Genomic DNA, 23,704 nt, shown 5'->3' with positions numbered 1-23,704 from the left:
GTTATCCCCGGATTTCATTCAATTCCCTTCAAAGGGGAAAATCCGGGGATAAAGGCGAACGCTACGCTTCTACAGAATCGATTTCGTCCCCTCCACTACTACGTGATTTATCTTCTCAACATCTTATTTCAAGAGTGAGGCCTTGTTTATTCGCTCCTGGGAATCCAAACCACAAACCCGCTAAATCTATACACTTTTAACCGAATCAACCCTTCAGCGCGCCTGCGGCCATACCGCGAACAAGCTGTTTCAAACCAAAAACCAGAAGCAGCAGCGACGGTAAAATAACAAGCGCTGTGCCGGCAAACACCAGATTCCATGCTGTGGATTCCTGGAACTCCAGCATCGAGATTCCGATCTGTACCGTTCTCATCTCTGGCGTATTTGTGACGAGAAGCGGCCACAGATAGGAGTTGTACATGCTCAGAAACGAATAGATTGCCAATGTTCCAAGTGCCGGACGCGACAATGGCAGGACATGGGATACAAAATACCGGATATGCCCACAGCCATCGATCTTCGCCGCTTCAAACAGTTCCTTCGGCAGCTGCATGAAGAATTGTCTCAACAGGAATGTACCGAACGCTGTTGCCAGGAACGGAATGGTCAGCCCCTGATACGTATCGAGCCAGCCCCAGCTGCGCACTGTCAGATAGTTCGGGATCATGGTAACTTCCCAAGGAATCATCATCGTCGCCACAAACATGCTAAAGATGACGTTCTTGCCCTTAAACTCCATTTTCGCGAATGCATAGGCTGCCATGCTCGCTGTAACAAGCTGACCAAGCATCGTCAGTCCTGCCACCAGGAACGTATTACCGATAAACGAACCAATCGGAACGATATCGAATACTTCCGTGAAATTGGACAGGTCTATCGATTGCGGGATGATATGAGGCGGATACGCACTGGCATCCTCCGGCGTCATGACCGCCATGAAAAAGGTGTACATCACCGGATACAGTACAAGTGCCGCACAGATTGTAAGCAACACATACAGCAATGTTTTAGTCCATGGTGTCCTCATTGGTAATGCACTTTCCTTTCCACCCATTTGAACTGAATCAGGGTCAGCAGCATAATGACCGCGAACAGGATAAGCGCCTGCGCACTGCCCGTTCCGAAGCGGAAATTAACAAAGGCTTCCTGATAGATGGAATATACGAATACATTGGTACTGTCCATCGGACCTCCACGGGTTAGAATGTTGATCTGACCAAATGATTGGAACGCACCAATGATCGATACTACGGTGACGAAAAACAGGGTTGGCGACAACAGTGGCATCGAGATTTTGCGAAAAGTAAGCAAAGGACCTGCGCCATCAATCTTCGCGCTCTCATAAATTTCATCCGGGATACCCTGTAATCCGCTGGATAGAATAATGTAATTGAATCCGAGATTCATCCAAATCGTCATAATGGAGATCGATATCAAGGCCCAATCCGGGCTGGTCAGCCAGGGAATTGGATCGATTCCTACTTTACCTAATAAATAATTCAGCATGCCCAAGGTCGGATGGAACAAAAACTTCCAGATGACCGCCGATGAACCGACAGACAGTACCACGGGCAGAGAGAATACAAACTGGAATATACGCATTCCCTTGAAACGGTTGTGTGTTAATGCCGCTAGAATCAGAGCTGCCAGCATGCCTGTTGGCACGGTAAACAGGACAAATAGCAACGTCACTTTCATGCCTTGCAGGAACAGTCCGGACTGGAATACCGCCTTGAAATTGTCCAGTCCCACATAAGCTGCAATCTGTCCGGTAGGGTCAGTGGAATGCAGACTCAGGTACACCGACTTAAACATCGGATAAAACAGAAACACTGCAAATAAAAGCAGCGATGGTGCCAGGAAACCATAGGCCAGCATATTCTCCCGCATCCGCTGTACACGCAGCGAAGCTGTCCGGCGCTGACTCGTATTGGATAAGCGCCGTCTGGCAGCAGGCAAGCCGATCCGGTTGTCAAGCTCACTCATCGGATTTTCTTCCCCCTTGATCTACGCATTCGGTGTGTGAACTTCATCACCCACATTAACTAGTGTAAAAGCCAACTGTCACAGCAGCATCTGTTCTGAATCAACGCAGCGTTAATCGTGGACAAGCGACTTTACCAAACAAGAGACGTTATATAGACTTCAAAACAAGATCAACAAACAGCAAAAAAACCGCAAGAACCCCCTTGATTCGGGAATGTTCGTGCGGTTTTGTGTGTTAAGAGAAGGTGAACAACAATGGATATCATCTTAATAAATTTAACAGAAAACTGGATATTTAATGTTAACGAAAAATATTCGGTTGAGAATTCCCAAGAAAATGGATGACACGTAAGCACATTACATACTCTTCTCATACCATTTCCTATTGTAGAAGAATCCTACTAACGATTGAGATGGTACGGCACAGTCGTGACAATCACGTCTTTGTAATTGATCAGATAAGCGCGGATCATGAAGCTGGTCTGGTTGTGCAGTACATTTTGCCACCAATGCTTGGTGATGAACTGCGGAATTAGAATCGTGATATGGTCCGTCTCGGCCGTCTTCCATTCCACGGTATCAATGAACTTTTTGAGCGGTCCCATAATACTGCGGTATCTCGATTTAATGACAACCAGGCGAACGCCAGGGTTCCACTCTTCCCACTTCTGCTCCATCTTGCGAATAGCTTCATCATCGAACCCGATATACAAGGCAACCACGTGATCTGACATCGTTTGAGCGTAAGAGATTGTATTCATCACCACCCTCGTAATGCCAGCCACCGGAATGACGATCGTATTACCCTTTCTCACCGGTTTCTCCAGCTTGATATCAATCCGCAATTCATCCGCGATGTTGCAGTAATGACGGTGAATGCGCATGAACACATAAACGACGAGTGGTAGGAAAATAAAGATAACCCATGTTTGCGTGAACTTGGTGAATATAAAAATCAATGTAATCGACAGCGTGGTCAGCATCCCAATCGTATTGACGAGCAGCTTCACACCCCAGCCGGTTGGTTTGACTTTGATCCAACGAATCATCATGCCCAGCTGCGACAGGGTGAATGGAATGAACACACCCACCGCGTAGAGCGGAATCAGGCTTTCCGTATTTCCTTTGAATCCAACAACCAGCAAGGCAGACATCACACTGAGAAAAATAATACCGTTCGAGAAGCCAAGGCGGTCTCCTCTAACCATAAACATATGCGGCATATATTTATCCTTCGCCATCATGAAAGACAGCAGCGGGAATGCAGAATACGCCGTATTCGCTGCTAGGAACAAAATCAGTGCCGTCACACCTTGAATAATAAAATACATCATGCCCCTGCCAAACGTGGCTTCGGCAATCTGGGAAATGACTGTTGCTTTCGGATCAGGCTTCACCCCGTAACCATAAGCAAGTAACGTGATCCCGATAAACATGGCTCCCAGAATACATCCCATAAGCATCAAGGTTCCCGCTGCATTTTTCTCGGCAGGCTGCTTAAAGTTTGGGATCGCATTACTCACCGCCTCAACCCCGGTCAAAGCTGAACACCCCGAGCTGAATGCCTTCAGCAGCAGAAACAAACTCACATGGGACATGCTCGTTCCAAATTCAGGGGCGGCAGCTTCCATGCCTCCAGCGAGAAATTTGATACCCCCGGATATAATCAGAATCGCAATCGAAAAGATAAACAGATATATGGGGATCGCCAATACGGAAGCAGATTCCGTCACCCCCCGCAAATTCATAATGGTCAGAAATACAATCATGATCAGTGCAATAACTATGCTGTAATCATGAAGCATTGGAAAGGCAGATGTAATCGCATCGGTCCCTGCGGACGAACTTACCGCAACAGTCAAAATATAATCGACCAGCAAAGACCCTCCGGCAATCAAGCTCGGAGCCGTACCGAGATTATCCTTGGCTACGATGTACGCGCCGCCTCCTGTTGGATAAGCAAAAATCGTCTGGCGGTAGGAAAAAATTAAAATGACGAGTAATCCCAACACGGCGATGGAAATTGGAACAGAATACCACAAGGCGGCGAATCCAGCCGCAACGAGCACCAGTAAGATTTGCTCCGTACCGTAGGCAACGGACGATAGTGCATCGGAGGACAGGATGGCGAGTGCCTTCCATTTCCCCAATTTTTCTGCATCCAATTCAGCCGATTTCATAGGCTTGCCTATTAAGATTCTCTTCATTTTGCCAAGCATGATCATAACTTCCTTCCGTCTTTCATCTGTGAAGCATTGTTATTATGCAAAATCGCCGAGCCATTGACAATACGTCATTTCACCCGAATTTCGCCAGCGTGTGATAATGCATTCTACGATTCAATAATCGATAACAAAGCCGCGCTTTATCCACTTTTTGAACTTTTTTGAACCAAAACGGCGTTTGTTTGCCGAAAAAAAGGAAATGGCCTTCGGTTTAATAAACCAAAGACCATTCATATTAGGCTGTGTTGGAGCTCTTTCTTTTATACGATTTCGATCCGTCAAACTTCCATGCCCAATATACCAGAACGTGGAGTGACACCAAAAGCCTGTGCCAATGTAGCTAACTGCTGATCCGTAATTCTCTGTTGGATCTCATGACCTGCAACCAGCATATACACCTGGGCCGCCTTCTCAATGGTCTCTATAAGGCCAAAAGCTTCATCAATCGTTGTACCCGTTCCAAAAATCCCGTGCTGCGGCCAAATGACTGCGTGGTATTCCTTCATTTTCTCAGCCGTTTCCCGTCCAATTTCATTCGACCCAGGCACCATCCACGGAATAATACCAACACCGTCAGGAAATACAACAACGCATTCCGTACACATCTGCCACAAGGTCTTTGTAAATTTCATTTCATCCAACTCATGGATAAATGTCATCGCCAGAACGTTGGTCGCATGGTTGTGCATCACAACACGGTGTTTCGGGTCGACTTTCAAACGTTCGATATGACTCATAAAATGCGTAGGCAATTCACTCGTTGGGTTAGCTCCCGACTTTAGCCCCCACAGCACTTCGAGCTCTAGTCCATCATTCGATACACGCAATACTCCCAGATTGTTCTCTGGATCAGCCAATACATTTTTGAAATATTTGCCCGAAGCAGTCACAATAAAATACTTGCCTGCCAGCTCATGCATCGAAAATGCTGGTTCGATCTTGCGGATCACATAGTTGATATCGATATATTGGGCAACTTCCTCTTCCTCCAGCAAATAGCTGACATTGCCGCCATTACGTTCATCCCATCCATTCTTCCACATATGTTGAGTAATCTCCGCCATTTCACGAACAAATGGGATATGGAAGCCCGCAGCCTGCGTTGTTTCATTCGTAAGGGTCACGTTCATCATCATTCTCTCCTCATGATAAAAAATAGAATGTCCGTCACGTACAAAGTAAGTTCTTTTTTTCACATTTATTATACCTTTGTTTACTTTTATAAGTCAATAATATGCAGCGTTATTTGCTTTATTTATTTTTGTTTGTGTTTGTTTTGTGTATATTTATAAAAATAAGCAAAAAAATACCTCACCGGCGTCCGGCGAGGTCAGTCACACATCTATCTAACACGAGAAGGGGTTTACAAGAATTATCTTACCTCTGCTACCTTAATAGAAGCTGAAAATGAAATAAAAAAACGATGAAAACCCATTTACCAAAAAATCACAGTCACAGCTACTATCCATACATTTAAGCTATATATTTAAAAACGTTTCGTTGTGCTGCCCTGAATGTGGAACATATTTATTCCTTTTTCAGCAAATAGGATGGGTGCATCAGTCCTGTCGGTTCATACCGCTCATCCCGTACATACTCAAAGCCCAGCTTGGATAGCATATGACGTGACACTTCATTGTCTGGATGATGCCCAGCAAACAACGCTTTAGCCTTCAGTTCTCCAAATGCATAGTCAATCACCGCTCGTGCCGCCTCCATGGCGTAGCCCTTGCCCCAATGATCCCGGGTAAGATGAAATCCCAATTCATATATCTCTTCTTCCGGAGAATACGGGCGCAAACCACAGCAACCAGCAAATACTTCCGAATCTTTCTCAAAGAGTGGCCAGTATTGCACTCCCACCTCTTCTTGCCTTTTTATTTCATGCGTCAACCGCGCTTCCACTTCATCCTCGCTCAGAAATCCCTTGCTACTAATCCACTTCGATACCTCATGATCTCCCCATAGAGCGGAAGCCAGAGCACGATCTTCTTCATTCCATGTCGAGAAAACAAGCCGCTCGGTTTCAAGAAACGTTGGTCTTTTCATCGTCCAATACCCTCCTGTTTCACAACATCAGTCTACTATTACTTCTACAATAAATTACTCGAATAGCAGCCTTAGTAAACAAAAAATTTGATTGTACCCGTTATATTTCTAAGAATAATTACTATAATTTCTGAGCTAGTTTCTCAAACTGATTAATATGAGGCTTAATCTCTTTTTCTACACTTTTGATAAAAGAACTAAATTGCTTCTGACTGAATTCATCTCCAACACCGACATCTTTGTATACTTTTCCTTTTTGATATGTAAATGAAAAGAAATAACCATCCTTCAATCCATCTAAAATATTTCCGGCATCTCCCAGAATTTTAAGACTCATATTTGAATCCTTGTAAACAAAAGAATAAGGAGGGTCTGCCACAGTAATATGTCGAACCTCATACCCTGTAATCCACTGTTCTTTCGAAAATGTTCCGGTTTGAATTCTTGCTTCCTGCATTTCACCTGTCAGCGAAGTTTCCCTAATAAGCAACTCACCCTTCCCTTCTTTTTTATCATTCTTCCAGAACCCATCATATTTAAGCTCAGTAATGCTGTCCTCTCCACGTGTAACTACTTTATAAGTACCTTGTCCTGAACGTTTGCCCGCTACCCAGTTTCCCTTATAAGTCTTGCTCTTTCCCCAGGTCATCGTTCCATAGCCATGGGGCTTGCCATTCTTGGTTTCACCATAATAAGTTACTCCATTTCCAAGCTCCAAGGTTCTCATTGAAGAGGCTGCATCTGAATTTTGAGGAGACATGAACAATGATAAACACAAGGTAAATCCCAAAACGTACAACAACATCTTTTTCAAAATTCTAATCTCCCTTTCGTTTTGATATAAGAATATCAATTATTCTTATAACAACTACTTAAATTTATAAACACCCTAGTATAATATCACTTCTACCCCAGATTCATCCATAAAAAATAGAAAAACCTCTGCCGACAACATGTCCGACAGAGGTTCACAAAGCATGCTACATTCATTAGAAATCAGCTGTTGCGATTTGAATTGTACCTGTTGAAGCACCTGCGGGAGTAGTCAACAAAGCAGCTACGAGCAGCAAATCAACAGACAACGTAAGGCTGTTGCCAGCAGGGATCAAATACGTGATCACTGGAGCGTTAACACGAGTCACAACCAGGTCTACCGGGAAAGGACCAAAGTTGTTAACCGTAATGCTGGCATTGGTCCCTCCAGCCAGGTTTTCGTAGTACGATTTGCCCACGCTTGCAGCCAAATTGTAAAATTGTTGCGGTAAAAGGATGGCCATGGAAATCACCTCCTTTTGCTTTGATACGGTATTCTATGCTTGAAATCTATTAATGTAACGGTAAAATGACCGTGTGATAACGTCCATTTTGATAGAGATGCTAGACTAAAGTAATCAAAAAGCCCCGCCAGATCATCCAGCGGAGCCACTTACATGAAACTCATATTGTGAGATTATTAAGCATACAGCATGAAAAAGTTCAGCTCATGCCCCTGCTGTTTGAGGTAATTATACAACTGTGAACGGTGATGGAATACATGCGTTAGCGTTTCAATCTGCCATTGAGCCTGCAAATGACCATGCTCCATATAGAAAGCTTTGGTTGAGCGGTTCAACAGATCTTCTTCGCTCAGTGATACAATATAAGCTTTGTAGGCTTCCAAATTGCCCCAAAGTGTTGCCTCCAGTTTTTCAATATCCTCGATCCCTGACAGGCTATTCTCTACCACACCAACCTCAGCTTCGCTCTTCTCCTGCATAATGGCAAGGTCTGATGCCGTGATTTGAATAAAATGATGGACCAGTTCCACCAGTGAACGCATATTGTCCTGCGGGCGGTACGCCCAATCCTCTGGACGGATCAGGCGGATCAGACTCGCCCCCGTACGTACTCCCGTCTCCAATTCATTGAGCAGATGATCCCGAATTTGCAATGTTCCATTCATATATGATATCTCCTTTACTATTATTCTCACGATCTAAGTATATCGGAAGAGACAACCGAGTTATTGTACAAATCGGACAACCTTTGTTGATGTTCTTTGGCAGCGGTCAGTGGAGTTTCTCCATAAAACTTGCGGAATTGTCGAATCAAGTGGGCTTGGTCAAAAAAACCATGATTCAGGGCCAGCGCTGCCCCATCCGCCGTATGCCCCTGATGAATACTGCCTAGGACGCGGTGAAAACGAACCACCTCACTGAATCGCTTCGGACTGATTCCGATCCATTCTGCAAACTTCCGATTCAGCTGGCGTTCGCTAACAACTTCACGCATGGCCAGCTCACTGACGCTCATACGTCCCCCATCGATAAAGATGCGATGCAATGCATTTTTCATCAGATTATTCTCATATGTACTGGTTTGCACGGATAATGGAATCAGATAGGCATTCATTACCTGCACCCGTTCTTCAAAGGTTTTCGTTCCAGCTATCCGCTCCTGAAGCTCATTCAATCTGAGCGGCCAACATTCCTCAAGCGGAATTCGCATGTCCGTAAATCCTTCCAATGGCAAACCGTGAAAGACGTATGCTCCACCCGGAAAAAAACGTACGCCAAATGTGTAATCTGCGGAAGGAATGACATCGGATGGCTCGGGCAGAGCGAACGGATGCGAATAATTGCCACAATACGCATAGGAATGAACCGAACGGACCGAGTCGTATGTAATCAGCATGTCCGTGCAGCCATCTGGCAATACCCGAGCGGGCACTGAGATCGTGTCCTGATCTCGCTCTCCCTCATGCGGAATAGAACCCGATTCCCAATAACAGGCTACATGAGCCATCAGGGAAACAGAGGGTATTTGCTCAATATAATACGTTTTCCTATCCGTCCCATTCATCTGAATGGGTCTGAACAGCGGATGCAGGCTGGGGTCCACGAGCCATCCCTCCGTTACTAGCATTTATGTATTTATCTATCATACCATTAACCGATGAAATGAAGAAAAAAAGTGCCCCGCCGGACGATCCGACGGGGCTAGTCACACATCTATTTAACACGAGAAGGGGTTTACAAGACTTATCTTATCCCAGCTACCTTAACGGAAACTGAAATGAAGATGAAAAGAACATCAATTTTTATGAACAACGCCGGAGACATTTATTGCTCCCATGAAGGATTAAGCGCTCTAGCCATGGCACGAATATAATCCTGACTAGCCCGCTGGCTAACTTCCGCATCAGGCACAAACACTTCGAAGCAATGATAAGCACCAGGATATAGGTGCATTTCGACATCCACTCCAGCTGCCGCAAGGCGTGTCACATATTCGATTGTCTCGTCTCGAAATAGATCGAGCTGGCCAACACACGTATACATTGGAGGTAACTCTGCCAGATTTTCAGTTCTTGCCGGGACAGCGTAGGAAGGCATGTTGTATCCTTCGTTTTCTCCCAATCCCTCCATCTCTCCTCCAAGGTACATACTCCATGCCTCCAAGTTATTTGTCCGATTCCATGTAGCATTTTGATCCGTAATTTCATGGCTCGAAGCCGAAATATTGCGATCGTCAAGCATCGGGTACAAAGGCATTTGGAAGATTAGACTCGGTCCACCTTTATCACGGACCATTTGTGCAAGCGCTGCAGTCAGTCCTCCCCCTCCACTTGCTCCAGCAATTGCGACCCTGGTGAGATCAATGCCGAGTGACTCTGTTTCGTCTGTCATCCATACAAGACCTGCATAGCAGTCATCAAGACCAGCGGGATAAGGATGCTCAGGGGCCAGGCGGTAATCAACCGATACAACTACGCAATGTGCCGCTTGTACAAAGCGCTCACATAACGCATCATCCATATCCGGATGTCCCAGCACATATCCTCCTCCATGAATCCACAACATCGCTGGCAGCTTATCTCCAGTACGCTCAGCCGGTTCATATATTTTGACCTGCATGTCTCCGGCCGCCCCTGCAATAATTCGATTTGTGGTGCGTACGTCTTCCGACTTCTCAATCGGTGGATTCATGAGCATCGCCCGGCTAACCTTCAGTCCACCCTTCAAATTAAAGCCCGGAAACTGGGTTAATACATCTCTTAATTCAGGTACCACCCGATCTACAAAACTCATATACAATTCCTCCTTCAGTGTATGTTTTCTATGCTTTTTGTCCATGCTCAGCTTCCCACTTAGCCAACTCTGCCCGTACTCGAGGAGCGACCTCTGTTCCGAGCAATTCGATCGCTCTCATCACCTGATCATGCGGCATCGTAGCAATGGGAACGTACATCATGAAACGTGTAATGCCCACATTCTTGCGTAGATGAACAATCTTCCGGGCAACCGTCTCCGGATCACCTACATACAGAGCACCGTCGTGACTACGTGCAGCATCAAAGCTGGCACGACTGTAATGTCCCCATCCCCGTTCCTTGCCGATTTTGTTCATGCCCGCCTGAGTAGAAGGAAAGAACAGATCAGCAGCCAGCTCTGTATCTTCAGCCACAAATCCGAGCGAATGCGACCCTACGGTAAGCTTCGAAGCGTCATGTCCGGCATGTGCCGCTGCCTGCTTGTACAACTGTACAAGGGGGGCAAAATTACGTTCCGGGCTTCCGCCAATAATAGCCAACGTCAACGGAAGTCCCAGCAACCCTGCACGAACAACCGATTCCTGATTGCCCCCGCTGCCAATCCATATGGGTAAAGGACTCTGCACAGGCCGAGGATAAACGCCCAAATTATGTATTGCAGGTCTGTGCCCACCTCGCCAATTGATTATTTCGGACTTCTGCAGGTTGAGCAGCAGTTCCAGATGTTCATCGAACAGCTCATCATACTCACCAAGCTCATATCCAAACAAAGGGAATGATTCGGTAAAGGAGCCCCGCCCTGCCATAATCTCTGCACGTCCATTCGAAATGCCATCCAGTGTGGCAAAATCCTGAAACACACGTACCGGATCAGCCGACGAAAGTACTGTTACTGCACTAGTGAGCCTAATACGCTTGGTCAGGGATGCAGCTGCGGACAACACCATCGCAGGAGAAGAAGCGGCATAATCTTTACGATGATGTTCTCCTACGCCAAATACATCCAGCCCCACCTGATCGGCTAGTACGATTTCCTCCACTACTTCACGCAATCGCTGTGCATGACTTATGACCTCACCTGTGCGAAGATCGGGTGTCGTCTCCACAAACGAAGTAATTCCTATTTCCATAACTCATTTCTCCTTTATTCAAAATTGGACTGTTACTGACAAAATAAATTACCGATCGGTATGTTATTTAGGTAGTTAATATATCTTACTGTTTCGCCTAATGTCAATCATTTTATTTGCATCAAATCTATATCATATTTCTTAAATACATCATCAAAAAGACGTTCGTTTGACAAACAATTGAGAGTTATATAGTATATATCATACTGATGAGTAAGAAATATACTTAGCAAAACAAGATCTACATGATCCATTACAAATTATCTATACTTTAGAAAATATAAGTAACAAGGAGCATTTATTATGGCGAGAACTCGCGAATTTGACGAAGAGAAAGTACTGGATGCAGCGATGCAGCTTTTTTGGGAAAAAGGATATGAGGCCACTTCATTAAGCGATTTGACTTCGAGAATGGGCATCCAAAGGCCCAGTATATACTCCACTTTTGGAGATAAAAGAGAATTATTCGAAACATCGCTACGGAAGTACACGATGGCTCGTGCCGCAGAGATGCGAACCAGACTGGCGGGTATTTCATCGGTAAAAGAGGCCTTTCGTACTTTTTTTGCAGAAATCGTGGATGAAGAATACAACGCAGAGCGACTCAGTCGCGGATGCTTTTGCATCAATACGATGGTTGAGCTTGCACCCCATGATGAGAAATTTGAAATTCTCACCCGGGAACATCAGATGTACCTGTCGGTCATCTTTCAGGAAAATATTGAGCGGGGAATGCGATCAGGTGAACTTAACCCTTCCCTGGACGCCAAGGCTGTCGCCCAAGCACTTATCGTATCGCTAATTGGACTGACCGTTTTTATGAAATCCCGTCCCAATCGTTCATTTATAGAAAACTCGATTCGAGTCACACTTTCCTTGCTGAATTAAATCCAAGCGATGATAAGAAAAAAATAGCATTGCTGGCTAAAACGCCGACAGTGCTTTTTTGAGGTGACGAGCGAAATAACGATGTATTATGAGGTGAGAATTTGCAATATCTGTTTACAATACTATTCATCCTTAGTTTTATAGCCTTCTTCGTATTTCTTGTTTTGATGATCTTATCCATGAGGAAACATAACCGGATACCGATAAGGCATGTTATGCTAACGGCGGCATGTTTTGCAATTGCTTCGATCGGAATGTATGGCATATTGGCTTTACCTTCAAATCCTCCGCAATCATCTGGAACAGATCAGACGGAGAAACACGAATCAGGCGCTGATACAACAGAGGTAGATCACGCACCTCTACCCCAAACGAATGCCTCTAGCTTCTATATGACAGCAGAGGAATTCAAAAACAAGTTTAATGGCGCCGTGGGCAAATACCGACTGAACGGTTTGAGTATTACCCGCTTGAATATGAAAGCCTCTTCAGAGCAGGATACTGGCGCTTTCGAGTATGTATTTAATGATGATTTACGATTGGTTGGTAAATTAAATTCGAATCAAAAAGTAAAAGAAGTCAGGTTATACGGGACTGGTGATGTCAGCGAACCAACGGGTGGAATCCTGTTGACTGCTATCGCTACTCTTATTCTGACAACCAATAATGAATACACATATAATGATGCGCAAGAGGTGATTCAGGATATCGGCATATTGGATCGCGATGTAAGTCAGAGTGAATTTGATGGAGCGACTGTTCGAAATGGATTTGAATATCACTTCAGCATTCAAGACAATGTTTCTATTTTTGGAATAACAACTGTTGAGTGAGTTGCAAATGTGCAAACCAATCGTTTAGATAGGAACGACTCAACATTCCTTCTCCCTTCTGCAAACTTCGTTAGCCTTTCCTTCATATCCACTCCTGTATCTGAATAAAGAAAGGCTCCCAAGTGGGAGCCTTTAAACTATTGATGGACAAAAGTTGTAAACATGTCCGTTAACAACAAAGCTATGTATGGCAGATTCATTGATTACTACCTCGTGTATCGATCGATGTCATCGATCGCAGACTGGTGCTCTCTTCTATGATGATCTTCATGTTGTCGAACGTCGTTCTTTAACTTGGCTAAGAATCCCCACCCCATAAATACAAGTAAAAGTACGGTAATCAACGCATAAGCGAAGCTATATAGATTCATATAGAAGTTGATGAAAATTGCAGCGAGCATCAAGCCTAGAATCCATAATGTCCACTTTGTACTCTTTCTCAAATGATTTCCTCCCCCCAGTTATTAAAACATAAATTCAAAGCACCCTATCTAATTAATGAAAAAAGGCTCCCTTTCGGGAGCCTTTCATCTATCGGCATTAAAAGGTTTTTACACCTTTATTACATCATGCCGCCCATTCCACCCATACCGCCCATGTCAGGAACGCCAGCAGCGCCTGCAGGTTCTGGTTTGTCAGCGATAACCGCTTCAGTAGTCAGGAACATTGCTGCTACGGAAGCAGCGTTTTGCAATGCATAACGTGTTACTTTCGCAGGGTCAACGATACCCGCTTCGATCATGTTAACCCACTCGCCAGTCGCAGCGTTGAAGCCTACGCCAGTTTGTTCTTTTTTCAGACGTTCCACGATTACGGAACCTTCTTCGCCAGCGTTAGCTGCGATAGTACGGATTGGTGCTTCCAAAGCGCGCAGGACGATGTTTACGCCTGTTTGCTCGTCACCGGACAGGGCTACGCCTGCAACCGCGTTGTATACGTTCATGAGCGCTGTACCACCACCGGATACGATACCTTCTTCAACCGCAGCGCGAGTTGCGTTCAGGGCATCTTCGATGCGCAGTTTGCGTTCTTTCAATTCTGTTTCAGTAGCCGCACCGACTTTGATTACTGCTACACCGCCGGACAATTTAGCCAGACGCTCTTGCAGTTTCTCTTTGTCGAACTCGGAAGTTGTTTCTTCCAGTTGTGTACGGATTTGGCTTACACGTGCATCGATATCGGATTTGTTACCAGCACCGTCAACGATGATTGTGTTTTCTTTCGTTACACGGATTTGACGAGCTGTACCCAGTTGTTCCACAACAGCGGATTTCAGGTCCAGACCCAGTTCTTCCGTGATCAATTGGCCACCAGTGAGGGCAGCGATATCTTGCAGCATTGCTTTACGACGGTCACCAAAGCCAGGAGCTTTAACAGCTACAGCGTTGAATGTACCACGCAATTTGTTCACAACCAGCATCGCCAGTGCTTCGCCTTCGATATCTTCAGCGATCAATACAAGCGGTTTGCCTTGTTGAACGATTTTTTCAAGCAATGGCAGGATTTCTTGCGTGTTGGAGATTTTTTTGTCTGTGATCAGGATGTACGGGTTGTCCAAAACTGCTTCCATTTTGTCCGTATCCGTGATCATGTATGGAGAGATGTAACCGCGGTCGAATTGCATACCTTCAACCACTTCCAACTCTGTAGCGAATCCACGGGATTCTTCAACCGTGATAACACCGTCTTTACCCACTTTTTCCATAGCTTCAGCGATCAGTTCGCCTACTTCTTCGTCAGCTGCAGAGATTGCTGCAACTTGTGCGATGGATTGTTTGGTTTCAACTGGTTTGGAGATGGATTGCAGTTCAGCTACAGCAGCTTTAACCGCTTTGTCGATCCCTTTACGGATACCGATTGGGCTAGCGCCTGCAGTTACGTTTTTCAAACCTTCTGTAATCAGCGCTTGAGCCAATACAGTTGCAGTTGTTGTACCGTCACCGGCAACATCATTTGTTTTGGTTGCTACTTCTTTAACCAGTTGTGCACCCATGTTCTCGAATGCATCTTCCAGTTCGATTTCTTTAGCAATCGTTACACCGTCATTCGTGATGAGCGGGCTTCCGAATTTTTTCTCCAGAACCACGTTACGGCCTTTAGGACCGAGTGTTACTTTAACTGCATTAGCCAATGCGTCCACACCACGAAGCATGGAACGACGAGCGTCTTCACTGAATTTAATGTCTTTAGCCATGGTAAGAAAACCTCCCTAGTATATTGTGTAAAATGGTGTTGCTATATGGTTCGGTTAACCGATTAAATTTGAATTAGTCGAGAATCGCGTGAATATCGCTTTCTTTCATAATCAAATATTCTTTACCTTCGAACTTGATTTCTGTACCGGCATATTTGGAGAAAATAACGCGATCTCCTTCTTTCACTTCCAGAGCTACACGTACTCCGTCTTTCAATACTCCAGCGCCAACAGCAATAATTTTACCCTCTTGCGGTTTTTCTTTAGCGGAGTCCGGCAGTACGATCCCGAAAGAAGTTGTTTGCTCTTGCTCCAGTGGTTCTACCAATACGCGTTCACCTAAAGGTCTGATCATGAAAAATAGCCTCCTTTTGAAATTATATAACGTTACATTGTAGGTTGTAGCCATATGTATTAGCACTCGACAGTGTTCAGTGCTAACAACCAACTTTATGATACTTCAACTTGAAGCATGATTTCAAGTCCTTTTCATGAATTCCTGCGAGATTTTACGTTGTATTTACATGAACCCGGCCAAAAAACTCCCGATTGGCCTGCGTAAATGCCATAATACCTTATTACTTATTCCACAGAATCCGTAAGTCCTCCTGCATCGTTCTCAGTCAGCCCTTTTCCATTGTATCCATTGTTGAACATAATATGCCTGCTTGTCCCGTCCATCAGAATATATAACCGTAAAAGTTTGTCACCCTTCATATCCCGGGTAAGAACTGACCGCCTTATCCCGGGACGGGCACCATGCAAAATTATTACGATTACAACATCCTATGGAATCTCTCTTGTTATACTGCGCTCTGCTTGTCCTCGGCACGGATGTAACGGGACTCAGCCTCTGCATCAGCTGCAAGCTGTTTACGATACACAAAGCCAGACAGAAACACACTAATCTCATATAACAGTAACAACGGAATCATCACTAGAAAATCGGAAATAAAGTCAGGTGGTGTGACCACAACTGCAATGAAAATCAGGACAAAATAAGCGACTCTGCGCATTTTGCGAAGCCGGATCGGATTCAATATCCGCAGCCCTGTCAGGAACATAATAATTAACGGAAGTTCGAACAAAAGGGACACCGGCAGTACAATACCAAACAAAAAACTGAAATACTGCTTCATTCCGTAAGTCTCGACAAGCCCCATTTTTTCCGTAATCGATGAAGTAAAGGAAAGTGCCATCGGGAAAACAACGTAGTACGAGAAAGCTAACCCGATCAGAAATAACAGAAATACATAAGGTACATACTTCAACGTGGCTTTTCGCTCACGCGGGCGCAGACCTGGACTGACAAACTTCCAGAGCTGAAACACCGTAAACGGCAGCGTAATGACCAGCGAGAATAGTCCGGCAATCTTCATGTAGATGCCAATCCCGTCCCAGAACGAGAATGCATGCAGCACAAACCCCTGAGCAGTCTCTGCCTTCGTCAGATATTGATACACTGGATCTGCCACCAGAAAGCCTGCCACCAGTCCCAAAATAAAAATACTCAACACATAAATCAACCGCTTGCGCAGCTCACTCAAATGTTCTGTAAGCGTCATTTCTTCCTTCTGCTGCGTCATGCCTGCCCCCCATTGTTGCCAGCTTAAAATACAAAACCCTTCCGGCAGGAAGGGATTTCTCTTTCATTGCCGTCAAAGTTATTCCGGCAGGCGTTTATCCTCAGGCTTGTCTGTAGATGCAGTCTCAGATGCCAGTAGCTTCGCCTTTTCCTGCTCCTTGCGACTGGATGAATCATCATCCGAAATAATCTCACGTGCGCCTTCTTTGAATTCACGGAAAGTGCGTCCGACTGCCCGCCCCAATTCCGGAAGCTTGTTAGGTCCAAACAAAAGCAACGCGATAACGGCCAGCAAAATAAAACCTGTTGGTCCAATGGAACTAAACATTGATATTATTCCTCCTCATTTCAAGCTTCAAAGATGCACACGCTTGGCCATAGGCTCATAGATGTCTTTGCTTCATTTTGAATTATGTCAATCATACCATAGATGTAACCACTTACATAACCCACATTATTCACAAAAGAGACCTCGACATCCAATCATTTCTCCCTGCTTGATTTCACACCCGCTACTATATGTTTCACTCTTATTGCTTGAACTGACCCGTAACCATCAGCAGCGCTTCCGGAAGCTGATCCATAATGGCCGCCAAATGCTCATGCACACCCTTCGGTGTACCTGGCAGGTTGACAATCAATGTACGTCCGCGAATGCCGCATACGCCGCGGAACAGCATGGCAGAACGATTCTTGCCCATGACACTGTATCTCATGGCTTCAGCCATGCCTGGAACTTCCCGTTCAATAACCCGCCTTGTCGCTTCTGGAGTAATATCACGAATCGCAAGCTCCGTTCCCCCAGTGGTCAATACCAAATCAGCGTGAAAATAATCTGTCATTTCAATCAAAGCCGCAATAATCTCATCGGGTTCATCCGGAACGATGCGGTACTCCACGATTTCCCCACCCAGTTCTTCTTCCACAAGTTCCCGGATCACTTGGGCACTCGTATCCTCACGTTCCCCGCGGGCCCCTTTGTCGCTGGCTGTCAGGATTGCTGTTCTCCACACCATAAAGATCACCCTTCTCCTCTATGAAAATAAATGTCCCTTATCGGCTGAAATCGCCGTTTTTGCCACCACTTTTGGAATTAAGCATGGTTGGACCGATAATCATATCTTTTTGCATGGCTTTACACATGTCATAGATCGTCAGTGCCGCAGCCGACGCCGCCGTGAGCGCCTCCATCTCGACACCTGTCTTCCCTTCGGTTTTGACCGTAACTTCAATCTGCAATTCATCGACACCGTTATCATGAAAACGAATATCCACACCCGTCAATGCCAATGGATGGCACATCGGAATCCAGTCCGACGTTTTCTTGGCGCCCTGAATACCCGCAATTTGGGCCACAGCCAGAACGTCACCTTTACCGATGCGGCCCTCCCGAATCGCTTCAAGCGTAGTCGGATTCATCGTCACTTTGGATACCGCAACAGCTGTACGCACGGTACTTTCCTTACCCGAAATATCAACCATCCGAGCTCGTCCCTGTTCATTAAAATGAGTCAGTTTACTGCCGGAAGTCTGGTCGTTATTCGTTTCTGAATTCAATCACATCACAACCCTTTATACGATATGTAATATACCTTCGGTTGTTATCAACAGATCAATCCGCAGATCAAGCGGGTCCATCGGAATTTCATCTTGAAGCTGGCCTGGCAATACCAATGCAGCCATCAGTGGTCTTTTGTCCGTCATTGCACATTTCGCTGCAAGTGTCTCGGCAAAACGATCATAATAACCGCCGCCATAACCAATGCGCCCTCCTTGAAGGTCATATCCTAGCCCCGGTACGATGACAAGATCGATATCCGGCCAGCTATCAGGTTGCAGCACTTCACAGGAATTCTTGGGTTCAGGTATCCCCCATATTCCTGGCTGAATATCCTGTTCACCCATGACACGCTGCAACTCCATGCGAGCCGGATTCGCCAGCACTTTCGGTGCGAGCATCCGATCCCCATGCTTCCAGCCTTCTTCAAATAAAAAGGCCGTAGATGCTTCGCTTCCATAAGACAAATAGCTGAAAATCATAAGCCTCTTGTTACCCAGCTTCAATTTGTCCCGTCTAAGGCGCTCCAGCTCCCGCTTCGTCACATCATTGATCTCAGTCATCGCCTGCTGACGCATGCTTTCATCCATAAGATCCCGGCTCTGTCTCAGCTTGGAACGAAGACGGATTTTCTGTTCCGTATGATCCTGCATGTCCTTGAATAACCTCCTGTTGATCGGGAAGGTAAACTAGCTCTCAATTAAAACCATTTATATGTTATGCACCAGTTGTCATCGTGTTGGAATCGTTAAAATGATTCATTTTCTGCAAAATCCTCATGTATTAACATGCCTTCTTTCAGTTTATCATTGATTGACCAAAAAGACTACACGCCCCAGGCACTCCTAATCGGTGCAATTGCTCTGTATTTCATGTAAACTGGGATATAGTTGTCATATCAAGAACTGGACCTATGGAGGAACTTAATTTTATGCTGCTGCAAGTATCCGGAATTATCAAACGTTTTGGTGTCGATCCAATCCTGGACGGCGTGAACTTACAAATATTAGAACGCGAGCGCATCGGCCTCGTTGGTGTTAACGGCGCAGGAAAATCCACTTTGCTCAAAATTGTAGCAGGGGAAATGTCCTATGATGGCGGACAGATTTTCAAATCCAAGGAAACAACGCTTGGTTACCTCGCCCAGAACAGCGGACTGCAATCCGATCGCTCCATATGGGAAGAAATGATGAACGTATTCGCCCATCTGACCCAGGCTGAAGCGGATTTGCGCCAGATGGAACAGGATATTGCCGACCCCGCACAGATGGAAGACGAAAAAAAATACGCCGATCTGCTTGAACGTTATGCCAAACGCTCGGACTGGTTCAAGGATCATGGCGGTTATGAGATGGAAACCCGTATTCGCAGTGTACTTCACGGGATGGGCTTCGGTGAATTTTCACCAGATACTCAGATTGCCACACTGAGCGGCGGACAAAAGACACGTCTTGCGCTTGCTCGCATTTTGCTTCAGGCCCCTGACCTGCTCATGCTGGACGAGCCTACCAACTATCTCGACATCGCCACCCTCACGTGGCTGGAAGACTACCTCAGAGGTTATTCAGGCGCCTTGCTGGTTGTATCCCATGACCGGTATTTCCTTGACCGGCTTGTAACAACCATCGTGGAGATCGAACGACACCGCTCCAAAAAATATACGGGCAATTACAGCCGATACATGGAACTGAAAGCTGCCGAGTACGAAAGCCAGATGAAGCAATATGAGAAACAACAGGATGAAATCTCCAAAATGGAGGACTTTGTTCAGAAGAATATCGTACGTGCTTCAACGACCAAACGGGCACAGAGCCGCCGCAAGGCACTCGATAAGATGGAACGGCTCGACAAACCGATGGGAGATCTGAAGAAAGCTCATTTCTCTTTTGAAACGGCTGTCATGTCCGGTAAAGAAGTGCTCCGTGTGGATCAGCTTTCCGTTGCCTACGATGAGGCTTCGCCGTTGTTCCGCAATGTATCTTTTGATCTAAGACGCGGGGAAACGGTTGCTTTGATCGGTCCCAACGGTATAGGTAAATCCACCTTGCTGAAATGTCTCACCGGAAGTTTGCGTCCTGTAAGCGGTGATATCCAATGGGGAACCAAGGTGCAGATTGGCTATTATGATCAGGAGCAGACGGGACTTAATCCTTCCAATACGGTATTGGAAGAGCTGTGGAGTGCCTATCCAGGCATGGAGGAAGCACGGATTCGTACGGTGCTAGGCAACTTCCTGTTCAGTGGAGATGATGTACTCAAAAAAATCTCATCGCTCAGCGGTGGTGAAAAAGCACGTGTCTCCCTCTCCAAGCTCATGCTCAAGGAAGCCAATATGCTCATTCTGGATGAGCCTACGAACCATCTCGACCTGTTCGCCAAAGAAGTACTTGAAGCAGCACTGATGGACTATGAAGGCACGTTGCTGTTCATCTCGCATGACCGGTATTTCCTCAATAAAATGGCTGAACGCATTGTTGAACTGCATCCGGGTGGAACAGAACATTACCTGGGCAATTATGATGACTATGTGGAGAAGAAACAGGAGCTTGAAGATATCGCGCGCGAAGCGGCTGAAGCACGCCTTGCCTCTTCCAAAAACTCGGCTAAATCTGATCCAGCCCTATCCTCAACCGAAAAATCCGGAGCCGCCTCATTCGAAGCGGACAAGCAGGCCAAACGCGAAGAACGTAACCGCCAGCGCAAGCAGGAAGCTCTGGAACAACAGATTGCGAAGCTGGAAACGGAGATTACGGAGCTTGAGGCTCAGATGGCCCTGCCTGAAATATATCAGGACTACATGAAGCTGCAAGAACTCCAGGAGAAAGCAGAGGATCACAAACTTCAACTGGCCAAGGCTTATGAAGAGTGGGAAGAATTAGCTTTGGAATAAAATTGGACCATTCCAGTGCATTTCCTGCTGCCATGCGGCGTGGAACATTTAACAATACTTAAAAGCTGATTCCTTGACGGAATCAGCTTTTTTGTTAATGATAAACCGTAGAGTTTTGACAAGGGTGTTTGCATAATTGTCAAATTCACTCGAATCATGGAAATTATTTTTCTGTTGATCACCTTCCCCTTTATCCACAAGAAAGCAATATAGCAAGCAACTTAATCAACTTAATTATACGGCGGTAGAATAGCTTTTTTTGCACAAAAACCATATTTATCCACCAAGTTATCCACTTTATCCACAACTTTGTGGATATAACAGGGGACTTCTATCCCCTAAAGACATTTATTTTCGAAAACATTACTGGTTTGGGTTTGCTAGAGTTACCCACAAATTATCCTGAATATGTGGATAACTATAATCACATCTTGACAAACCTATCCTGGCCCTCATATTTTATCTCCTATAAAAGGACAAAAGCAGACCTCTGTATTTAAGGTCTGCTTTTGGTCTGCTTTTGGTCTGCTTTTGGTCTGCTTTTGGTCTGCTTTTGGTCTGCTTTTGGTTTGCTTTTGAATACAAAGCACAAAGTTATGTGGTGTGATATGCGGAAGTGTAATATTACGCGTGCACTGATTCATCACTTTCAGTAGACTCCGCCTTCAGTCCGGCCGCATTGCATGCTGCTACATAAGCCAGACCTGCTGCCATGACAATATCATTGTGCGTGGCAGTTCCTCTGAATTCACGTCCAGCACGCTCCACGGTAACCGCAGCTTCTGCACTCGCAGCCTCTCCTCCGCTCAGTGCGTGCATTTCCATATCGACAAACGTAATGTCGTCCGAGATACTTTGACCAATCGCTCGAATCGTTGCATCTACCGGACCACCGCCAACCGCAGAATAGGATTGCTCCCCTGCGCTCGTGCGAATGCGAACTGCTGCCATTCGATCCGTCATGCTGCCCGCCGTAACCTGCAATTCAACCAGCTCATAATCCTGCGCAGGAATATTCATGGTCTGACTTACCATCTGCAATAACTGGTCATCACTGACCACTTTCTGTTGATCGGCAGTTTCTTTAAATATCTCATACAGCTGTTCCATTTGCTGCTCATCGGGTTCAAAGCCATATTTGCGAACCCGATCTTTCAAAGCGTGACGCCCGGAATGTTTACCCAGAATAATCATACTGCGTGGAATGCCCAGCGCTTCCGGGTCCATAATCTCATACGTACTCCGGTTCTTGAGCAGACCATCCTGGTGAATACCAGACTCATGCTGGAAGGCATTGCGCCCTACTACAGGTTTGTTATAGGCAATTGGGAAATGCATCGCACGACTAATCTGACGGGATGTCTCATACATCTGGTTCAGTTTGATATTTGTCGTTGCGCCAATAACATCTCCCCGCGTCTCCAGTGCCATAATCAGCTCCTCCAATGCACAGTTACCCGTCCGTTCTCCCACACCATTGATGGTTACTTCGATCTGGGAAGCACCGTTGGCAATCGCAGCCAGACTGTTGGCAACCGCGAGACCCAAATCATTATGACAGTGTGCGCTGTATCGAACCTTATCTCCGCCTCTTGCGCCCTCACGTACCTGACGGAACATCTCTCCATATTCATGCGGCAGTGCGTACCCAACCGTATCTGGCAAATTGATAATACTTGCTCCCGCTTCAATGGCTACTTCAACCATTTCGATCAGATCATCCATCTTCGTACGAGCCGCATCCATGGCAGTGAATTCCACAATATCCGTGAACTGACGAGCATAGGAGACCATCTCCCGGGCGGTAGCCACGACTTCACTACGCGGACGGCGCAATTGATGCTCTATATGGATGTCCGAAGAGGAGATAAACAGATGAATACGACGGCGTGCTGCGTCAGCCGTTGCTCGAACGGCTGCATCAATATCCCCTTTGACCGCACGCGCGAATCCGCAAATCTCCACGTTTTGCAGTTGTCTGGAAATCGCCTGAACCGCCGCGAACTCACCTGGACTTGAGATCGGGAATCCAGGCTCGATGACGTCAATGCCCAGAGAAGCCAACTGATGTGCCAGTTCAATTTTTTGTTCAGGCTGCAGACTCGCTCCCGGTGCTTGTTCTCCATCGCGCAGTGTTGTATCAAAAATCTCAATCATGCGTTTGTTATTGTTCGTTGTCATATTCATCAACCTCCATCAAATTTGAATGTATATTGGTTATTTCGGGGATGTGAACGAGATGTTCATTTCCCGTTTTCTATGTTTATTCATTTTGGATTCCATGCCGATGTGCACGTCGACTTGCACGCCGGACATATTTCTTTGTCTAAACC

The 23,704-nt window shown here is 45.8% G+C and carries 23 protein-coding genes; 3 read left to right on the top strand and 20 right to left on the bottom strand.

Annotation, left to right across the window (positions count from 1 at the left end; all coding sequences use genetic code 11):
- Positions 1–205 precede the first annotated feature (205 nt).
- From CS562_RS12060 to CS562_RS12010, 11 genes are all read right to left on the bottom strand, one after another.
- Entirely contained in the window at positions 206–1,027 is an 822-nt protein-coding gene (locus CS562_RS12060) for a carbohydrate ABC transporter permease (RefSeq protein WP_099855880.1), read from the bottom strand.
- Positions 1,024–1,986, bottom strand: coding sequence for a carbohydrate ABC transporter permease (locus tag CS562_RS12055; protein ID WP_099855878.1), 963 nt, complete (start codon positions 1,984–1,986; stop codon positions 1,024–1,026). The genes CS562_RS12060 and CS562_RS12055 overlap by 4 nt, the downstream gene beginning before the upstream one ends.
- A 401-nt stretch (positions 1,987–2,387) precedes the next feature.
- On the bottom strand, positions 2,388–4,205 hold the full coding sequence (locus tag CS562_RS12050; RefSeq protein WP_099855876.1) for an APC family permease: 1,818 nt from the start codon (positions 4,203–4,205) through the stop codon (positions 2,388–2,390).
- 284 nt (positions 4,206–4,489) lie between these two features.
- Positions 4,490–5,341: a rhamnulose-1-phosphate aldolase gene (gene rhaD / locus CS562_RS12045; RefSeq protein ID WP_099855874.1), complete on the bottom strand. Its 852-nt coding sequence runs from the start codon at positions 5,339–5,341 to the stop codon at positions 4,490–4,492.
- A gap of 397 nt (positions 5,342–5,738) precedes the next feature.
- A complete protein-coding gene (locus tag CS562_RS12040; protein WP_099855872.1) occupies positions 5,739–6,260 on the bottom strand; it encodes a GNAT family N-acetyltransferase in 522 nt (173 codons plus the stop codon).
- A gap of 121 nt (positions 6,261–6,381) precedes the next feature.
- A complete protein-coding gene (locus tag CS562_RS12035) occupies positions 6,382–7,065 on the bottom strand; it encodes an MORN repeat-containing protein (protein WP_257219466.1) in 684 nt (227 codons plus the stop codon).
- 184 nt (positions 7,066–7,249) lie between these two features.
- A complete protein-coding gene (locus tag CS562_RS12030; protein ID WP_076291539.1) occupies positions 7,250–7,537 on the bottom strand; it encodes a hypothetical protein in 288 nt (95 codons plus the stop codon).
- 176 nt (positions 7,538–7,713) lie between these two features.
- Complete coding sequence (locus CS562_RS12025; protein ID WP_076291538.1) at positions 7,714–8,202, bottom strand: DinB family protein; 489 nt, start codon at positions 8,200–8,202, stop codon at positions 7,714–7,716.
- A 26-nt stretch (positions 8,203–8,228) separates the two neighbouring features.
- The gene (locus CS562_RS12020; protein ID WP_099855868.1) at positions 8,229–9,140 is read right to left on the bottom strand and encodes a helix-turn-helix domain-containing protein; all 912 of its coding nucleotides are present in this window, start codon (positions 9,138–9,140) and stop codon (positions 8,229–8,231) included.
- A 221-nt stretch (positions 9,141–9,361) separates the two neighbouring features.
- The gene (locus tag CS562_RS12015) at positions 9,362–10,330 is read right to left on the bottom strand and encodes an alpha/beta hydrolase (RefSeq protein ID WP_099855867.1); all 969 of its coding nucleotides are present in this window, start codon (positions 10,328–10,330) and stop codon (positions 9,362–9,364) included.
- Between the two features lie 28 nt (positions 10,331–10,358).
- A complete protein-coding gene (locus tag CS562_RS12010; protein WP_099855865.1) occupies positions 10,359–11,423 on the bottom strand; it encodes an LLM class flavin-dependent oxidoreductase in 1,065 nt (354 codons plus the stop codon).
- Positions 11,424–11,726: 303 nt separating this feature from the next.
- On the opposite strand from CS562_RS12010, the gene CS562_RS12005 reads away from it, so the two are divergent.
- Complete coding sequence (locus CS562_RS12005; protein WP_099855863.1) at positions 11,727–12,311, top strand: TetR/AcrR family transcriptional regulator; 585 nt, start codon at positions 11,727–11,729, stop codon at positions 12,309–12,311.
- 215 nt (positions 12,312–12,526) lie between these two features.
- Positions 12,527–13,144 carry a hypothetical protein gene (locus CS562_RS12000; RefSeq protein WP_099855861.1) on the top strand — a complete coding sequence of 206 codons (618 nt, stop codon included), beginning with the start codon at positions 12,527–12,529 and terminating at the stop codon, positions 13,142–13,144.
- Positions 13,145–13,350: 206 nt separating this feature from the next.
- On the opposite strand, the gene CS562_RS11995 is transcribed toward CS562_RS12000, so the two are convergent.
- The 8 genes from CS562_RS11995 to CS562_RS11960 all read right to left on the bottom strand — a co-directional run bounded on the left by CS562_RS11995 (position 13,351) and on the right by CS562_RS11960 (position 19,134).
- Complete coding sequence (locus CS562_RS11995) at positions 13,351–13,587, bottom strand: hypothetical protein (RefSeq protein ID WP_076291532.1); 237 nt, start codon at positions 13,585–13,587, stop codon at positions 13,351–13,353.
- Between the two features lie 119 nt (positions 13,588–13,706).
- On the bottom strand, positions 13,707–15,338 hold the full coding sequence (gene groL, locus CS562_RS11990; RefSeq protein WP_063564477.1) for a chaperonin GroEL: 1,632 nt from the start codon (positions 15,336–15,338) through the stop codon (positions 13,707–13,709).
- Positions 15,339–15,411: 73 nt separating this feature from the next.
- Positions 15,412–15,693, bottom strand: coding sequence for a co-chaperone GroES (groES, locus tag CS562_RS11985; RefSeq protein ID WP_024630746.1), 282 nt, complete (start codon positions 15,691–15,693; stop codon positions 15,412–15,414).
- A 448-nt stretch (positions 15,694–16,141) separates the two neighbouring features.
- A complete protein-coding gene (gene tatC / locus CS562_RS11980) occupies positions 16,142–16,924 on the bottom strand; it encodes a twin-arginine translocase subunit TatC (protein WP_063564478.1) in 783 nt (260 codons plus the stop codon).
- A gap of 78 nt (positions 16,925–17,002) precedes the next feature.
- Complete coding sequence (locus tag CS562_RS11975; protein WP_099855860.1) at positions 17,003–17,251, bottom strand: twin-arginine translocase TatA/TatE family subunit; 249 nt, start codon at positions 17,249–17,251, stop codon at positions 17,003–17,005.
- 202 nt (positions 17,252–17,453) lie between these two features.
- A complete protein-coding gene (locus tag CS562_RS11970; protein ID WP_024630749.1) occupies positions 17,454–17,939 on the bottom strand; it encodes a MogA/MoaB family molybdenum cofactor biosynthesis protein in 486 nt (161 codons plus the stop codon).
- Between the two features lie 37 nt (positions 17,940–17,976).
- Positions 17,977–18,480: a cyclic pyranopterin monophosphate synthase MoaC gene (moaC, locus tag CS562_RS11965; RefSeq protein WP_306554019.1), complete on the bottom strand. Its 504-nt coding sequence runs from the start codon at positions 18,478–18,480 to the stop codon at positions 17,977–17,979.
- A gap of 15 nt (positions 18,481–18,495) precedes the next feature.
- Positions 18,496–19,134, bottom strand: coding sequence for a 5-formyltetrahydrofolate cyclo-ligase (locus tag CS562_RS11960; protein ID WP_099855858.1), 639 nt, complete (start codon positions 19,132–19,134; stop codon positions 18,496–18,498).
- A 278-nt stretch (positions 19,135–19,412) separates the two neighbouring features.
- Here CS562_RS11960 and CS562_RS11955 point away from each other — a divergent pair, with 278 nt between their 5' ends.
- On the top strand, positions 19,413–21,371 hold the full coding sequence (locus CS562_RS11955) for an ABC-F family ATP-binding cassette domain-containing protein (RefSeq protein ID WP_099855856.1): 1,959 nt from the start codon (positions 19,413–19,415) through the stop codon (positions 21,369–21,371).
- A gap of 624 nt (positions 21,372–21,995) precedes the next feature.
- Here the strand turns inward: CS562_RS11955 and CS562_RS11950 are convergent.
- Complete coding sequence (locus tag CS562_RS11950; RefSeq protein ID WP_076291526.1) at positions 21,996–23,552, bottom strand: 2-isopropylmalate synthase; 1,557 nt, start codon at positions 23,550–23,552, stop codon at positions 21,996–21,998.
- Positions 23,553–23,704 lie beyond the last annotated feature (152 nt).

The organism is Paenibacillus sp. LK1 (assembly GCF_002750415.1).
Classification (GTDB): Bacteria; Bacillota; Bacilli; order Paenibacillales; family Paenibacillaceae; genus Paenibacillus; species Paenibacillus taichungensis.
Note: the sequence above shows the minus strand (reverse complement) of the source record. Positions and strands in the feature narration are given on the sequence as shown.

Coding starts and splice junctions, on each gene's coding strand:
- CS562_RS12030 (WP_076291539.1), bottom strand. CDS start 7,537: ATGGCCATCCTTTTACCGCAACAATTTTACAATTTGGCTGCAAGCGTG.
- CS562_RS12060 (WP_099855880.1), bottom strand. CDS start 1,027: ATGAGGACACCATGGACTAAAACATTGCTGTATGTGTTGCTTACAATC.
- CS562_RS12000 (WP_099855861.1), top strand. CDS start 12,527: ATGCTAACGGCGGCATGTTTTGCAATTGCTTCGATCGGAATGTATGGC.
- groES (WP_024630746.1), bottom strand. CDS start 15,693: ATGATCAGACCTTTAGGTGAACGCGTATTGGTAGAACCACTGGAGCAA.
- tatC (WP_063564478.1), bottom strand. CDS start 16,924: ATGACGCAGCAGAAGGAAGAAATGACGCTTACAGAACATTTGAGTGAG.
- CS562_RS12015 (WP_099855867.1), bottom strand. CDS start 10,330: ATGAGTTTTGTAGATCGGGTGGTACCTGAATTAAGAGATGTATTAACC.
- CS562_RS12005 (WP_099855863.1), top strand. CDS start 11,727: ATGGCGAGAACTCGCGAATTTGACGAAGAGAAAGTACTGGATGCAGCG.
- CS562_RS12035 (WP_257219466.1), bottom strand. CDS start 7,065: ATGTTGTTGTACGTTTTGGGATTTACCTTGTGTTTATCATTGTTCATG.
- CS562_RS11960 (WP_099855858.1), bottom strand. CDS start 19,134: ATGCAGGATCATACGGAACAGAAAATCCGTCTTCGTTCCAAGCTGAGA.
- CS562_RS11970 (WP_024630749.1), bottom strand. CDS start 17,939: ATGGTGTGGAGAACAGCAATCCTGACAGCCAGCGACAAAGGGGCCCGC.
- CS562_RS11950 (WP_076291526.1), bottom strand. CDS start 23,552: ATGACAACGAACAATAACAAACGCATGATTGAGATTTTTGATACAACA.
- rhaD (WP_099855874.1), bottom strand. CDS start 5,341: ATGAACGTGACCCTTACGAATGAAACAACGCAGGCTGCGGGCTTCCAT.
- CS562_RS11975 (WP_099855860.1), bottom strand. CDS start 17,251: ATGTTTAGTTCCATTGGACCAACAGGTTTTATTTTGCTGGCCGTTATC.
- groL (WP_063564477.1), bottom strand. CDS start 15,338: ATGGCTAAAGACATTAAATTCAGTGAAGACGCTCGTCGTTCCATGCTT.
- CS562_RS12055 (WP_099855878.1), bottom strand. CDS start 1,986: ATGAGTGAGCTTGACAACCGGATCGGCTTGCCTGCTGCCAGACGGCGC.
- CS562_RS12025 (WP_076291538.1), bottom strand. CDS start 8,202: ATGAATGGAACATTGCAAATTCGGGATCATCTGCTCAATGAATTGGAG.
- CS562_RS12010 (WP_099855865.1), bottom strand. CDS start 11,423: ATGGAAATAGGAATTACTTCGTTTGTGGAGACGACACCCGATCTTCGC.
- CS562_RS12050 (WP_099855876.1), bottom strand. CDS start 4,205: ATGCTTGGCAAAATGAAGAGAATCTTAATAGGCAAGCCTATGAAATCG.
- CS562_RS12040 (WP_099855872.1), bottom strand. CDS start 6,260: ATGAAAAGACCAACGTTTCTTGAAACCGAGCGGCTTGTTTTCTCGACA.
- CS562_RS11955 (WP_099855856.1), top strand. CDS start 19,413: ATGCTGCTGCAAGTATCCGGAATTATCAAACGTTTTGGTGTCGATCCA.